The sequence below is a fragment of the Arsukibacterium sp. genome (genome assembly GCF_033721375.1).
Taxonomy (GTDB): domain Bacteria; phylum Pseudomonadota; class Gammaproteobacteria; order Enterobacterales; family Alteromonadaceae; genus Alishewanella.
In genome coordinates this window covers 213925-228626 of the sequence record NZ_JAWWAP010000005.1, presented here as the reverse complement: position 1 = coordinate 228626, position 14702 = coordinate 213925, and the positions used below count along the sequence as shown (strand labels likewise).

Genomic DNA, 14702 nt, shown 5'->3' with positions numbered 1-14702 from the left:
TTGCTGTTACAAGCAGCGGACGGGCTTTGGCAGGCCAGCCAGCCGGGTTGCCTGCTTCGCAGGGCCTTGCGGAAATAACATAAACAAATACTTACTGTTGCCTTTATCCGGGCCCAGCTGCTGGGCCATGGCTTTAACCAGTACCCGGATGGCTGGCGACGTACCAAATTCCTGATAAAAATCCCTGACAAACTGGATCACTTCCCAATGGGCGGCCGTTAAAGTTAGTTGCTCCAGTTTCGCAAAATGCTCTGCTACGGCCGGTTGCCACTGATTTATATCGGCCAGATAGCCGTGTTTATCCAGTGCCAGCTGTTTATCCGCAACGCATATATAACTCAACGCCATAACAGCACCTGTGATGCTGCAGCGGTTAGTTTTACCCATTCAGCGGCACTAATGGCACGAACCACTGTAGCAGGGGTTAGCTGGCGCACACTGAGATCAGTGTCCAGTGCCAGCACAGTGCTGCAAGGCCAGACAATATCATTGCGCCGGGCCAGATACACCGCATCCTGTCTTAACAGCAGGGTGTCAACCGGTTGGCACAGCAAGGCTAACTCGGCAATATTTACGGCAGGGCTGGTCAGGGTTATCAGTTTCATTTTAAATACACATTATCTGGTGCTGGCTGGCCAGCAGTTGCTGTATCTGCACTGCGCTAAGCGGCTTAGCTGCAAGGGATAGTGCATTGCTATCAAGTTGACGCTGTTGCAATGACTGCTGACAGACATAGATGCGCTCAATATCATACAGGCCGAACAGTTTAAAGCCTTGCTGATAACGTTTCAGCGCAAAATCGCTGCTTTGGTTAACTGCCAGCAATTGATAAACGGCATCACCACTGAAAATAACACTGAGTTGATGTTCAACTGCAGCAAGTGCCAGCATCAGATCGAGTGCTTCACGACCACTACTATTGATGAACGGGCTTTGCCGCTGAATAATGGCTATTTGCTGCATCAGAACTGCACCAGTTTGCTGTTAGTTAAGCGCATGGCAAATTCAGCCAGGCCGGCAGCGACAAAGCCTGTGTCTGTTGCAACGACACCACGTTTTTCAGCTGCAGTGACACAATACAGTAACGGGATCTGATGTTGCTGACAAAAACCAGCAAGCTGTTCGCTCAGATTGGGCTCGTCAGCGGGTAAATCGATATCAGCTGCTGCTGCCAACACCGCGTCCTGGTACAGAAATACCTGTTCAACCTGATAGCCAGCTTTCAGCGCGGCGCGGGCAAATTGCAGCGCACTGGCAAAATCCTGACTGGCCAGCGGACTGGTGGTCAATAACAGACTAAAGGTGGTCAAAGCGGCCTCATAAAAAAATACCCCGTACAGGACGGGGTATTCTAACGGAACTTAACTATGGGGCAAAGGGTTACTCGTCGCCCATTATGCCCAGCAGGCTTAACAAATGAACAAAGATATTAAAAATGTTCAGATATAATCCCACTGTTGCCCGGATATAGTTAGTCTCACCACCATGGATAATCCGACTGGTATCAAACAGAATAAAACCAGACATGATTAAAATGATGGCGGCGCTGATGGCAAGGCTAAGGGCCGGGATCGCCAGAAAAATATTAGCGATAACGGCAACCAGCGCCACAATGAGACCCACCATTAAAAAACCGCCCATAAATGAGAAGTCTTTACGGGTGGTTAATACATAGGCCGACAGAGCAAAGAAAATAACAGCAGTGCCACCCAGTGCCTGCATAATCAGGCTGGGGCCATTGGCCAACCCGGCATAGGCGTTTAATAACGGCCCAAGGGAAGCACCCATAGCGCCGGTAAAGCCAAATACCCAGAACAAACCACTGGCAGAGTCAGCTTTCTTGTTAACGATAAACAACATAATAAAGCCTGCTACAAAGCAGACTATAGACCCCAGCGGTGACAGATTCATCGCCATGGCTATCACTGCAGTAAGCGCACTGAATGCCAGGGTCAGGCCAAGTAAAAAGTAGGTGTTGCGCAATACTTTGTTGATCTCAATACTGCTGCTGACGGTGTTGATAGTACTGGTTTCTCTGTACGACATATGCAGTCTCCTGTTAGCTGAATATTATGTCCGTTTGGCAGTTATCATACTGACTAAGTTCCCGTAGCTCCAGTAGTTATCAGATAAAAAACTGCATCAGTTGATTTTTTTTAACTTTTGGCTTTCTTTTCTCCGGCAAACTGATTAGTATACGCAGCGCTGGAGGGATGGCAGAGCGGTTTAATGCACCGGTCTTGAAAACCGGCGTGGGTTAATAGCCCACCGAGAGTTCGAATCTCTCTCCCTCCGCCACTTAACCTCGTTGTTACAGTGAGATATACGCAAACCACCGTAAGGTGGTTTTTGCGTTTTTAAGCCTGGCTGTTAATGACAGTCAGGTTAATAATGTAGAAAAATGCATCGTTGTTGGCGGATTAATAGCCAAACAGCCAAAAGTGAATAAAAAGCGCTTTACAAAGCAGAGGGGAGTTCTTAATATTCGCCCCGTAGTGCGGAGGGATGGCAGAGCGGTTTAATGCACCGGTCTTGAAAACCGGCGTGGGTTAATAGCCCACCGAGAGTTCGAATCTCTCTCCCTCCGCCACTTTCCCTAAAGTTTACCCATCATAGTTTTCTTTTATTGTTACCTATTAATATTTAGTCGCTCAGGTTAAATAGTTATGGAATATTGTTTCCTATTATTTACCTTTCTGGCACACTAGCTATTGAAAAGCCAAGATCAATGTATTGGTGTCGAACCAGTTAGCAGAAAAGCTCAGGCTCGACTATGCTAGCTGCATAAAAACTCTAATAACCAGTGAGACGGAGAAGCCAAGTTGATTAACGTGCTGTTAGTTGATGATCATGAGCTTGTACGAACTGGGATCAGTCGCATACTAATGGATGAGCGCGGTATCAAGGTGATAGGCGAAGCTGGATCCGGTGAAGAAGCTCTGCAATTTTGTCGTCAGCATGAACCTGATGTGGTGCTGATGGATATGAATATGCCTGGTATGGGCGGGATGACTGCCACCAAGCGAATTTTACATTTTTGTCCGGATATCAAAGTGCTGGCATTGTCGGTATCGTGTGAAGAACCCGTACCAACCAAGGTAATGCAATTAGGTGCGGCAGGTTTTATTTCAAAAAACTCTGCGCCAAAGGAAATGGTATCGGCCATTCGCAAAGTATACAGTGGCGTGCGGCATATCTCTGACGAAGTAGCACAGAAAATGGCATTGGCTAAGGTTAATAACCATAGCGAAAACCCATTTGAAGGGCTGTCAGATCGTGAGTTGCAAATTATGCTGATGATTACCCGTGGCCAGAAAGTCAACGACATTGCTGAACAGTTAAGCGTTAGCGCCAAGACGGTAAATTCATATCGGTACCGGATGTTTGAAAAGCTGGCTATCAGCGGTGATGTAGAGTTAACGCATCTGGCGCTGCGTCACGGCATGATTGACATTGCCAAGGTAACTTCCTGATTTAATGTTTGACCCCAAAGCGTTTTTAGCTTCAGTACCTGCTCAGCCTGGCGTCTATCGGATGTTTAATCAGGCAGAGCAGGTTATTTATGTTGGCAAAGCGAAGGATTTAAAAAAGCGCCTTAGCAGCTATTTCCGACAGCAGCTGGACAGTATTAAAACCCGGGCGCTGGTTGCCCAGATTGCCAATATCGAAATTACCGCGACGCACAGTGAAACAGAAGCGCTGATCCTGGAAAACAACCTGATCAAGCAATTCATGCCCAAATACAATGTGCTGCTGCGGGATGACAAATCTTACCCTTATATATTTATTTCCGACCATAAACATCCGCGGATCAGTTCGCACCGGGGGCCGCGAAAACATCGCGGCCAGTATTTTGGTCCTTATCCCAATGCCGGTGCTGTTTGGCAGAGTCTGAAAACGCTGCAGAAAATATTTCCGATTCGCCAGTGCGAAGATGGGTTTTACCGGGCGCGCACCCGGCCTTGTCTGCAATATCAGCTAAAGCTGTGTTCAGCGCCTTGTGTTGGCAAAATCTCTGATGAAGATTATGCTGAACAGGTGCAACTGGCGAGCTTGTTTCTCAGTGGCAAAAATCAGCAGGTGGTGGAGCAGCTGGTTCAGAAAATGAACACCGCCAGTGAACAACTTGCATTTGAAGAAGCGGCCAGTTATCGGGATCAGATAACGGCACTGCGTAAAGTGCAGGAACAACAGTATGTCAGTGGTGAGCATGCTGAGCTGGATATCGTTGGCTTTGCGATGTCAGGTCAGGTAGCCGTGGTGCATGTGCTGTTTGTTCGTCAGCAAAAAATACTTGGCTCCAAATCATATTATCCTAAAGTTCCGGCCAACACCGAAGCGGATGAGGTGCTTGCTGCCTTCCTGCTACAGTTTTATCTCAGTGGCGGCGGGGGCCAGCAAATACCGCCTGAAATTGTGGTACCGCTTGAACTGGAAGATTCAGCTTCATTAGCTGAGGCAGTCAGTGACGCTGCCGGGCGTAAAGTTCGGATAATTGCTGCCAAACGTGGTGAAAAGTCGCAGTATCTGAGCCTGGCGCAGAAAAATGCCAGGCTGGCTTGTGACAGCAGACAATCCGCTGGACAGAAAATGCAACTGCGCTACTCGGCGTTAAAGCTGTTACTGGGTATTGAGGATAATATTCAGCGAATGGAATGTTTTGATATCAGCCATACCATGGGGCAGGCCACGATTGCCTCCTGTGTGGTGTTTGATGGTGAAGGACCGTACAAACAGGAGTACCGGCGTTACAACGTAACCGGTATTACCGGTGGCGATGATTATGCTGCGATGCAGTTTGCGCTTAATAAACGTTACAGTAAGCTGACCGATGAAACAAAGATTCCGGATATTATTTTTATTGATGGTGGCCAGGGCCAGTTGAATATTGCGCTGGCGCAGTTTACTGACTGGCCGCATCAGAAGAAGCCATTACTGGTTGGTATTGCCAAAGGGGTTAGCCGCAAACCCGGACTGGAGACGCTGATCCTTGGCGACAGTGGCCGCCAGTTACATTTGGCTGCTGATAGCCCGGCCCTGCATTTAATCCAACAGATCCGGGATGAAGCCCACCGTTTTGCCATTACCGGCCATCGTAGTAAGCGGGGCAAAAGTATGACCAAAAGCCCACTGGAGAATATCACGGGTATCGGTGAAAAACGACGTCAGGCTTTGCTGCAATACCTGGGTGGCTTGCAGGGAGTAATGAAAGCATCAGTGACTGAACTGAGTTCAGTGCCCGGTATTTCCCGCCAGCAAGCAGAAAAGATTTACCAGGCCTGTCATAACAAGTAGCATAGCAACATTGATTTTGTGAGAACTGTTATATGTGGAATATCCCCAACCTTTTGACAATGTTCAGGCTGCTACTGATCCCGGTATTTATTTTCTGTTTTTATTCCGGCTGGGAGTATTACCGTTTCTGGGCGGCACTGGTCTTTTGTTTAGCAGCCATTACCGACGCTCTGGATGGTTATCTGGCGCGTAAACTGCAGCAGTCCACCCCGTTTGGTGCCTTTTTGGATCCGGTGGCAGATAAAGTCATGGTGGCTGTTGCTCTGGTGGTGCTGGCGATCCATGAGCAATCTCTCTGGTTCAGTATTCCGGCCATTATTATTATCAGCCGGGAAATTGCGATTTCTGCGTTACGGGAATGGATGGCGGAAATTGGCAAAAGGGCTAATGTCGCGGTGTCTAATCTGGGTAAGTACAAAACCATTGCTCAGATGCTGGCACTGATTGGGTTAATCTGGCAGCCACAGTTTGCGTTACTGGCCTGGTTTACCCCGGTAGGTTATGCCATGTTGTATCTCGCCACAGTATTAACCCTGTGGTCAATGTATCAATATTTAACGGCAGCCTGGCATGATTTGTCGCAGCAATAAGCGGATAGCGGATAATTAGTACAAGTCAGTTAAAAATTAAGCAGTCAGTTGCAAAACTACTAATTTGTTATTGACTGGCTTAATTAAAACAGTAGAATGCGTCACGTGTTAAGGCACATGGCCATAAGCATCGCGAGTATAGCTCAGCTGGTAGAGCGCGACCTTGCCAAGGTCGAGGTCACGAGTTCGAACCTCGTTACTCGCTCCAACTCTTAATTTGAATCAGACTATTAATTTGAATCAGAATAAGAGTGGCACAGTGATTTATTGGCGGGTTGGCAGAATGGCCATGCAGCGGATTGCAAATCCGTCTATCTCGGTTCGACTCCGGGACCCGCCTCCATAACACCTTACCGTTTTTAACGAGTAAGTTTTGTTTTGAAAGAAGTTGTCTGCCCGGGTGGTGAAATCGGTAGACACAAGGGATTTAAAATCCCTCGAGGGAAACCTCGTGCCGGTTCAAGTCCGGCCCCGGGCACCATTTATTGTTGGCACCAGCTGACAATAACACCAGATTTTCGCGAGTATAGCTCAGCTGGTAGAGCGCGACCTTGCCAAGGTCGAGGTCACGAGTTCGAACCTCGTTACTCGCTCCAAATTAGAAAAAGCAGCCCTCTGGCTGCTTTTTTGCTTTTCGCTAGTTTGACTGTCTGTTCAGAGATATTAGAAATCAAACAACATCGGGCTGATAAACCATACCGCTGCAGTAATAACAACTATTGCCAGTAGGTTCAGCACCAGGCCGGCTTTTGCCATATCAGCAATTTTCAGCTTGCCAGAGCCAAAAACAATGGCATTAGGTGGGGTCGCAACCGGCATCATAAAGGCGCAACTGGCGGCAATGGCTGCCGGGATCACCAGCATTGAGGCGCTGGTATTAAGCGATACGGCAACGGGCCCTAACAATGGCAGAAAAGCCGCTGCGGTTGCGGTATTGCTGGTCACTTCAGTCAGGAAGATAATAATCGTGGTTACCAGCACTATCAGCAGCAATACATTAATAGCGCCAAGCGCACCTACCTGGCCGGCGATAAAGTCGGCCAGTCCCGATTGTTGTATTTGCGCGGCCAGGGTTAGGCCACCTCCGAACAGGATTAAAATACCCCAGGGCAATCTGACGCAATCTTCCCAGACCAGCACCCGCTGGCCACTTTTCAGATTAACCGGTATCACAAACAACAAACTGGCGCAAAAAATGGCGGTCAGGGTATCATTTAATGGCAGACCGGTAAGGCTGGCAATCCAGGTTCTGAACACCCATAAGCAGGCGGCCAGTAAAAACACTGCCAGTACTATTTTTTCAGCCCGCTGCATCGGACCGAGCGCCGCCAGTTTATCAAGATATAACTGGCGGCTTACCTGCACTTCATCAGCTGCAAACCGGAAATGCAACTGGGTAAGCCAGTACCAGGCACCAAGCAGCATAACCACCGCTACCGGTACCCCCAGTAACATCCAGTCAGCAAAACTTATTTCCAGCTGATACTGATTGCGCAAATAGCCGGCAAGCAGGGCATTGGGAGGCGTGCCTATCAGGGTGGCAACACCGCCGATACTGGCCGCATAGGCAATAGCTAACAACATGGCTTTGGCGAACTTATCACTTATGCTGTCCTGCATACCGATAATAGACAGGGCAATTGGCAGCATCATCACGGCTGTTGCTGTGTTGGACATCCACATCGATAAAAATGCGGTCACCAGCATCATACCGGCAATTTGCTGGCTGGGTTTTGTGCCTACCGCTAACATGGTTAACAAGGCTATTCTTTTATGCAGATTCCAGCGTTCCATCGCGATGGATATTATAAAGCCACCGAGAAACAGGAAAATCAACGGATCAGCATAAGGCGCCGTGACATTGGCGACTGAATCGAGGTTAAGTAACGGCACCACCACTATCGGCAATAACGATGTTGCAGGAATAGGCACGCTCTCTGTTATCCACCAGATCGCCATCCAGGCAGTCAGGCCACTTAGCCACCAGGCCGTCTCTGACATGCCGGCAAACAACGGCTCATTAAGCAACACCAGCAGAAACACAGCCGGACCAGCGAGAAGTGATGGCAGATAGCCTGAACGCAACCTAACCATGGGCGGTGTTACTCCTCGTCGTCCTGCTGATTATCATTGGCATCATTAGCTGTTTTGCTTGAATGCTGCAGTAACTGCTCCATCTGGGACAGTTCAAATTTGTCCAGTAAGCGCCATTGGCCTGCGCGCAGTTCAGCCAGTCGCACATGCATAATCCGGGTACGTTTCAGTTTGATAACGTCATAACCCAGATATTCAGTCATCCGGCGAATTTGCCGGTTAAGCCCCTGGGTTAAGATGATTTTAAAAGTATTTTTAGATACCTGGGTTACCGTACAGGGTAGGGTAACAGTATCAAGAATGGGCACGCCGCTGGCCATTTTGCTAATAAAATTAGCAGTGATGGGTTTGTTTACCGTCACGGTGTATTCTTTCTCATGAGCATTACCGGCGCGCAATACCTTATTGACGATGTCGCCGTCATTGGTCAGAAATATCAGCCCCTCAGAGGGCTTATCAAGTCGGCCTATCGGGAATATCCGCTCGGGATAACCAATGGCGTCAATAATATTACCTTTAACATGCCGCTCGGTGGTACAGGTAATACCCACCGGTTTATGGTACGCCAGATAAATCCGGGCCGGCTTTTCTTTAAGAGGCTTACCTTCTACCCGCACTTCATCGCTGGCGGATACTTTTAATCCTACCGGGGCAGTCTGGCCGTTAACGGTCACTAAACCTTGTTCAATGTACTTGTCGGCCTGGCGCCGGGAGCAAAAACCGGTGTCACTGATAAATTTATTTAAACGATACTGGGTAGGTTCTGTCATTGGATTCTTGATTCAAAAAAAACAGCCCCTAGTTTAGGGGCTGACAGAGCAGGCAGCAAGCATTAGCCTTATTCAGCTGCCGTAGATTTTTTTACTGTCGGGTTATTAAGAGAAATAACCTTGGTTTTACTTATTTTATGCCGGTAAATTTCCCGTAGGTATTTGATGGCTTTTTTTACACTGTCACGACTGAGCCGGATATCATTGATGGAAATAAACTTATCTTTATTATGGATAAGTTCACGGTATTTTTTCTCATACATGGGCTTTATCGCATACCAGTTGGTATCAAGAATTTTTGCCGGGTTTTCAAATTCATTCAGCATGGCATCGACTTTCTGCTCATCAAACTCATCACTACGAATAAAATCCAGCATTGCCTGATCAAGCTTTTCATCAAAACGATAACTGTCTTTGGCAAAGCAGCGTTTAATAAATGCCACAATCAGCGTTAAAAAATCATCGCTCAGACACGGGCTTTTCACAATTAACGTGGTTAGTGAAATATTGGCAGAGGCACCAATAACTAAAGCGTAGCGTTTTAACGTGGTATTAGGGAACAAATTATTTAAATGAGACTTTAACCGGTTTAAATCCATATATGACAGCTTATAGTCTTTGGGTAACGACACAATAGACACTACTGAAGAGCAGTTTTTGAAAAAGTGCAGATCATTTAATTCAGCTGCGTTGTAACCATTTTTAACGTAGCTGGCCAGCGTCTGACGGTAGCGTTCCGATTCTATTGGTAGCAAGCTGATCCCTTCGATCGCCTGCGTGACCTTATTAAAATGCGGCAAATCGATTGACCGGAAAAATAAATCGTCAATATTCAGGCCGTTTTTATCCGATGTTTTGCTTTTTTCAGCGCTATCGCGCTGGTTTGCCGGGATAACCGACTCCGCATATGCGACAGCAACCGGTCCTGCCAGGCTCATAAACAAGTCGTTTGCATCCAGCCTAATGGTTTCGCCGATATCAATCCCCGCCCGGCGAAAATAGTTTTCGTCATAATCGGTGGTAACAGCCTGGGCGGTCAGAATATTAAATATCTGCTGCGAGATGTATTGATTGGCGTATTTCTCCATGGCATTTACATCGATGTGCTGTATATCGCCATCATCAGTTTCTTCAGCGTAACGCATAATATCATTTGAAATCAGCATCATGGCATTCCAAGGCCGGATCCGGTGCATCACGCTGGACTCACTGCTGTTTTCGTTATCAAAGTTGTAGGAAAAATCCCACTCTTCAGACAGATACTTACACAGTAAACGGCCAGCGTTAATATGTAAGGCTTCTGACATTTCAACGCCATGGTCTGAAATATTTGGCAGGATACAAATACCGCTGGTAAATATGGGCTCAAACACAAAAGAGTGGCCACGGTTCTCTTCATTTTCAGTGACCGGACGGGTGTCAAAGGTTTTACTCATATAGGCATATTGCTGAGCCAGACCAAATTCGGAGGCCATACCTGAACCGGTGCCGCCGCCGGCACTGAATATGTAAAAATACAAACGTGATTGATTGGCTTTAATACCACAGGAATCGATAAGGTAAGAATGAATAAACTTCCACTCGGCATTGGAAAAGCGCTGGGTATCTTTATTTAAAATAATCTTCGCTAAATATTGGCCGAGAATAGGAGCGTTGCCGGCGCCTCCGGCATGTACTTCTGACAAGTCCATTATTTTCATTTTAGTATAGTCATGCAGAAAGCCGCTTTTTTCACCTTTATGTGAAAAACGAATGCGGCCTTCAATATCTTTATCCAGATCGCCGAGCATAACTAACGGCTCAATTAAAAAAACCGGTTTCAGACTATTGTTCTGTGACAGATGTAAACTGCGTTTAATCCAGCGCATTGGCCGGTATTCTTGTTCGCGGCTTTGTTTTTCTTCATTATTAAATTCATTCAAATAGAAGTTGCGGGCGCTGTAAACAAGAGAGGCGACATCCAGTGCTATGTTAGAACCACAGCGGCCCAGACCAATCAGGCATACCGACGGGAAATGTTGTTGTTTACGGTTTTCCAGCTCGTTATCGGTTTGCACCTGCGGAAACACACTGCTGCGTAGCGCGTCAAGATTGGCCAGAATGCGATTTAAATCGCGCTCAGTAAAATACAGATAGCCTTCACTGGCAAAGGCTACCGAGGTTTCAGCTGGCGTATCGTCTGGTAGTGGCCCGGCTTTTGCTTTGCTACTGACGGCAGCGACAGTCGTTGGTTGTTTATTTATTATTTTATTGGTCATAACGCTCACCCCGATTAATACCTATAGCCATTACAAAGCAAATAGACGCAGATTAAACGTAGTCGGGATTTTAGCTGAATACAATTTACGCCAAAAAAAGCAGCGGCCGGGCCACTGCTTTTTAAATAAACAAACGAATAAAACGTTATTACATATTCGGGTAGTTTGGTCCGCCGCCACCTTCCGGTGTTACCCAGGTAATATTCTGACTCGGATCTTTAATGTCGCAGGTTTTACAATGAATACAGTTCTGGGCATTAATCTGAAAACGCGGTTGCTGGCCTTCTTCATTAATCACTTCATAGACCCCGGCAGGACAATATCGTTGAGCCGGCTCATTATATTTTGGTAAATTGACCTCAATAGGAATACTTGGATCAGCCAGTTTTAAATGACAGGGTTGCTCTTCTTCATGATTAGTATTGGATAAATATACAGAGGTCAGCTTGTCAAAGCTGAGAATATTATCTGGCTTAGGATATTCAATTTTAGTGGAATCAGCCGCAAGCTTTAGCTGGGCATAGTCCCGGTTGTCGTCCTTCAGCGTAAAGGGCAGTTTGCCCCCGAACCAGTTTTGTTCGATGGTATTGAAGACACCGCCCCAGAAGGTACCGAATTTATGCATGGCCGGGCCAAAATTGCGCGAGCTGTGTAATTCGTCATACAACCAGCTTTGTTTAACAGTATCAGCATATTGGGTTAAGTCTTTACCACCTGCATCATCACTGTTTAACGCAGTAAATACTGTCTCCGCTGCCAGCATGCCCGATTTCATCGCGGTATGGTTACCTTTAATCTTGGCAAAGTTCAGGGTGCCGGCATTGCAGCCCAGCAGTAAGCCGCCGGCAAAGCTCATTTTCGGCAAGCTGTTCAACCCACCTTTAGTAATGGCTCTGGCACCATAACTGACCCGTTTACCCTCAGCCAGGTATTGCTTGATTACCGGATGCTGCTTGTAGCGCTGAAACTCGGCAAAGGGGTCAAGATAAGGGTTGCTGTAATTCAAGTCGATAATCAGGCCAACAACAATTTGCTGGCTTTCTGCATGATACAGATAGCCGCCGCCAGAGGCTTCGTTGGCCAATGGCCAGCCGGCAGAATGGACTACCAGCCCCTGATGGTGATTATTGGCCGGTACATCCCAGATCTCTTTAAAGCCAATAGCATAATGTTGCGGCGAGACATCTTTATCCAGCTGATAGTGGTTGATAAGCTGTTTACCCAGATGACCACGGCATCCTTCAGCAAACAAGGTATATTTGGCACGTAACTCCATGCCCGGGGTAAAGCTGTCTTTTGGTTTTCCCTCGCGGTCCAGCCCCATGTCGCCAATAACAATACCTTTTACCACATCGTCTTCCAGCAACAATTCACTGGCGGCAAACCCTGGGAAAATTTCAACACCCAACGCTTCGGCCTGTTCGGCTAACCAGCGGCAAAGGTTGGCGACTGACACAATATAGTTGCCACTGTTGTGCATAGTTTTAGGTACGGCAAAGCCGGGTAACTTCCGGCTGCTTTGTCCATCGCTGAACAGATAAATATCATCGTGGGTCACTGGGGTGGTCAGCGGCGCGCCGGTTTGCTGCCAGTCCGGTAACAGTTCGTTCAGCGCTCTGGGTTCAAACACCGCACCGGATAAAATATGAGCGCCCACTTCTGAGCCTTTTTCCACTACACAAACCGTAATTTCTTTGCTGGCTTGCGTGGCTTGTTGCATCAACCGGATCGCGGCCGATAAGCCCGCTGGTCCGGCGCCAACGATTACCACATCGAACTCCATTGCTTCTCTTTCCACGATGGTTACCTCTTGGATGCTTATATTTACAGTATTCACTGCGTTTATTGTGCTGATAAGGGTATTGCAGGTTGACGTTAACGTCAACAGTAAGTAGATTGTGCAGCAATGTACAGGGTTATGTTTACCTTAACGTAAACCCGCAGTCAGGCAAGCGTTGGCATGCAATTGAAGAGGATTATATGAAGATATTAGTTCCGGTTAAACGGGTTATCGACTACAACGTAAAAGTTCGGGTAAAAGCAGACCAGACCGGCGTCGATTTAGCCAATGTGAAAATGGCACTTAATCCGTTTTGTGAAATTGCGGTAGAAGAAGCGGTACGCTTAAAAGAGGCAGGTACTGCAACAGAGGTGGTTGCGGTGTCGATTGGAGCCAAAGCAGTGCAGGAACAACTGCGCACAGCATTAGCTTTAGGAGCAGATCGGGCTATTCATCTGGAAACTGAACTTAATCTGGATTCATTGCAGGTGGCGAAATTGCTGGCAAAGCTGGTTGAAGAAGAGCAGCCGCAACTGGTTATTCTGGGTAAGCAGGCAATTGATTCCGACAACAACCAAACCGGTCAGATGCTGGCGGCACTGACCGGAATGGGGCAGGGTACCTTTGCCTCTAAAGTGGTGGTTAATGGTGATAAAGTTCAGGTTACCCGGGAAATTGATGGTGGCTTGCAAACCGTTGAGTTAACGCTGCCGGCAGTGGTTTCTACCGACTTGCGATTAAACGAGCCTCGCTATGCGTCATTACCCAATATTATGAAAGCCAAGAAAAAACCATTAGATGTTAAAGCTGCTGACAGTCTGGGCGTAAATCTGCAGTCTAATGTGACGACATTGAAAGTTACCGCACCACCAAGCCGTCAGGGTGGGGTAATCGTCGAGTCGGTAGCCGAACTTGTTGAAAAATTAAAGCATGAAGCGAAGGTGATCTGATGACTATTTTAGTAATTGCAGAACATAGCAATGATGCACTGAAAGCCGATACCCATAAAGTAGTGCAGGCCGCCGCCAGCATCGGTGGTGATATTCATCTGCTGGTTGCCGGCGAAAACTGTGATAAAGCGGCCAGCGCAGCAGCCGCTATCACGGGAGTAAGCAAAGTCCTGGTTGCGGATGCCACAGCCTATGGTCATCAGCTGGCCGAAAACGTGGCCGCACTTGTAGCTGAAATTGGTAAAGACTACAGCCATATCCTGGCAGCAGCGACGACAACAGGTAAGAATATGTTGCCAAGAGTTGCAGCATTATTAGATGTTGCACAGTTGTCAGATGTGATTGCCATCGAAAGTGCCGATACTTTTGTCCGGCCGGTTTATGCTGGTAATGCCATTGCCACGGTGCAATCAGCTGATGCAATCAAAGTACTGACGGTTCGTGGTTCGGCTTTTGACGCAGCGGCAGAGGGCAGCAATGCGCCGATTGAAAAGCTGGATATTGTAAAAAATCTGCAGGTATCGTCATTTGTTAGTGAAGAGCTGACTAAATCTGCCCGGCCTGAACTTACTGCTGCTAAGGTTATTATTTCCGGTGGCCGCGGAATGCAAAATGGCGAAAACTTTGCCATGCTAAATGGCATTGCTGATAAGCTTAATGCGGCCATTGGTGCCTCGCGCGCAGCGGTAGATGCGGGTTTTGTGCCAAACGATATGCAGGTTGGTCAAACGGGTAAAATCGTCGCGCCGGATTTGTATATTGCGGTGGGTATTTCCGGTGCCATTCAGCATTTAGCCGGTATGAAAGACTCGAAAGTTATTGTCGCAATTAACAAAGATGCCGAGGCACCAATTTTTCAGGTTGCAGACTATGGTTTAGTGGCTGACTTGTTTACGGTACTGCCAGAGCTGGAGCAGCAGCTTTAATAAATTGCTTATGCCACCAAAAAGCCAGCATCTGCTGGC

At 47.4% G+C, this 14702-nt stretch carries 14 protein-coding genes and 6 tRNA genes; 11 read left to right on the top strand and 9 right to left on the bottom strand.

Annotation, left to right across the window (positions count from 1 at the left end):
- Window positions 1–6: 6 nt before the first annotated feature.
- The 5 genes from R3187_RS09580 to R3187_RS09560 form a co-directional block, all read right to left on the bottom strand.
- On the bottom strand, window positions 7–348 hold the full coding sequence (locus tag R3187_RS09580; protein WP_318966600.1) for a TusE/DsrC/DsvC family sulfur relay protein: 342 nt from the start codon (window positions 346–348) through the stop codon (window positions 7–9).
- Window positions 339–605 (bottom strand): DsrH/TusB family sulfur metabolism protein, encoded by a 267-nt coding sequence (locus R3187_RS09575; RefSeq protein ID WP_318966598.1) that lies wholly within the window; start codon window positions 603–605, stop codon window positions 339–341. Before R3187_RS09575 ends, R3187_RS09580 begins: the two co-directional genes overlap by 10 nt.
- A gap of 1 nt (window position 606) precedes the next feature.
- Entirely contained in the window at window positions 607–963 is a 357-nt protein-coding gene (tusC, locus tag R3187_RS09570) for a sulfurtransferase complex subunit TusC (protein WP_318966596.1), read from the bottom strand.
- Window positions 963–1310, bottom strand: a complete 348-nt coding sequence (locus tag R3187_RS09565) for a DsrE/DsrF/TusD sulfur relay family protein (protein ID WP_318966594.1) — start codon at window positions 1308–1310, stop codon at window positions 963–965. Before R3187_RS09565 ends, tusC begins: the two co-directional genes overlap by 1 nt.
- 70 nt (window positions 1311–1380) lie before the next feature.
- Complete coding sequence (locus R3187_RS09560; RefSeq protein ID WP_318966592.1) at window positions 1381–2046, bottom strand: Bax inhibitor-1/YccA family protein; 666 nt, start codon at window positions 2044–2046, stop codon at window positions 1381–1383.
- A gap of 161 nt (window positions 2047–2207) precedes the next feature.
- Here R3187_RS09560 and R3187_RS09555 point away from each other — a divergent pair.
- From R3187_RS09555 to R3187_RS09515, 9 genes are all read left to right on the top strand, one after another.
- Window positions 2208–2298 (top strand) — tRNA-Ser (locus tag R3187_RS09555).
- Between the two features lie 201 nt (window positions 2299–2499).
- Window positions 2500–2590 (top strand) — tRNA-Ser (locus tag R3187_RS09550).
- Between the two features lie 232 nt (window positions 2591–2822).
- Entirely contained in the window at window positions 2823–3473 is a 651-nt protein-coding gene (uvrY, locus tag R3187_RS09545) for a UvrY/SirA/GacA family response regulator transcription factor (RefSeq protein ID WP_318966590.1), read from the top strand.
- Window positions 3474–3477: 4 nt separating this feature from the next.
- Window positions 3478–5295, top strand: coding sequence for an excinuclease ABC subunit UvrC (gene uvrC / locus R3187_RS09540; RefSeq protein WP_318966588.1), 1818 nt, complete (start codon window positions 3478–3480; stop codon window positions 5293–5295).
- A gap of 32 nt (window positions 5296–5327) precedes the next feature.
- Window positions 5328–5885, top strand: coding sequence for a CDP-diacylglycerol--glycerol-3-phosphate 3-phosphatidyltransferase (gene pgsA / locus R3187_RS09535; RefSeq protein WP_318966586.1), 558 nt, complete (start codon window positions 5328–5330; stop codon window positions 5883–5885).
- Window positions 5886–6017: 132 nt separating this feature from the next.
- Window positions 6018–6093 (top strand) — tRNA-Gly (locus R3187_RS09530).
- Window positions 6094–6154: 61 nt separating this feature from the next.
- Window positions 6155–6228: transfer RNA gene (locus R3187_RS09525), tRNA-Cys, on the top strand.
- A 51-nt stretch (window positions 6229–6279) separates the two neighbouring features.
- Window positions 6280–6366 (top strand) — tRNA-Leu (locus R3187_RS09520).
- 39 nt (window positions 6367–6405) lie between these two features.
- Window positions 6406–6481: transfer RNA gene (locus tag R3187_RS09515), tRNA-Gly, on the top strand.
- 67 nt (window positions 6482–6548) lie between these two features.
- Here the strand turns inward: R3187_RS09515 and R3187_RS09510 are convergent.
- The 4 genes from R3187_RS09510 to R3187_RS09495 form a co-directional block, all read right to left on the bottom strand.
- Window positions 6549–7979 carry a DASS family sodium-coupled anion symporter gene (locus R3187_RS09510; RefSeq protein ID WP_318966584.1) on the bottom strand — a complete coding sequence of 477 codons (1431 nt, stop codon included), beginning with the start codon at window positions 7977–7979 and terminating at the stop codon, window positions 6549–6551.
- Between the two features lie 8 nt (window positions 7980–7987).
- Entirely contained in the window at window positions 7988–8749 is a 762-nt protein-coding gene (rluF, locus tag R3187_RS09505; RefSeq protein WP_318966581.1) for a 23S rRNA pseudouridine(2604) synthase RluF, read from the bottom strand.
- Window positions 8750–8817: 68 nt separating this feature from the next.
- Window positions 8818–11007, bottom strand: a complete 2190-nt coding sequence (locus tag R3187_RS09500; RefSeq protein WP_318966579.1) for a hypothetical protein — start codon at window positions 11005–11007, stop codon at window positions 8818–8820.
- Between the two features lie 148 nt (window positions 11008–11155).
- A complete protein-coding gene (locus tag R3187_RS09495) occupies window positions 11156–12790 on the bottom strand; it encodes an electron transfer flavoprotein-ubiquinone oxidoreductase (protein WP_318966792.1) in 1635 nt (544 codons plus the stop codon).
- Between the two features lie 197 nt (window positions 12791–12987).
- Between R3187_RS09495 and R3187_RS09490 the strand changes: the two genes are divergently transcribed.
- Window positions 12988–13737 (top strand): electron transfer flavoprotein subunit beta/FixA family protein, encoded by a 750-nt coding sequence (locus R3187_RS09490; protein WP_318966578.1) that lies wholly within the window; start codon window positions 12988–12990, stop codon window positions 13735–13737.
- The gene (locus tag R3187_RS09485; RefSeq protein WP_318966576.1) at window positions 13737–14663 is read left to right on the top strand and encodes an electron transfer flavoprotein subunit alpha/FixB family protein; all 927 of its coding nucleotides are present in this window, start codon (window positions 13737–13739) and stop codon (window positions 14661–14663) included. Before R3187_RS09490 ends, R3187_RS09485 begins: the two co-directional genes overlap by 1 nt.
- Window positions 14664–14702: the final 39 nt, after the last annotated feature.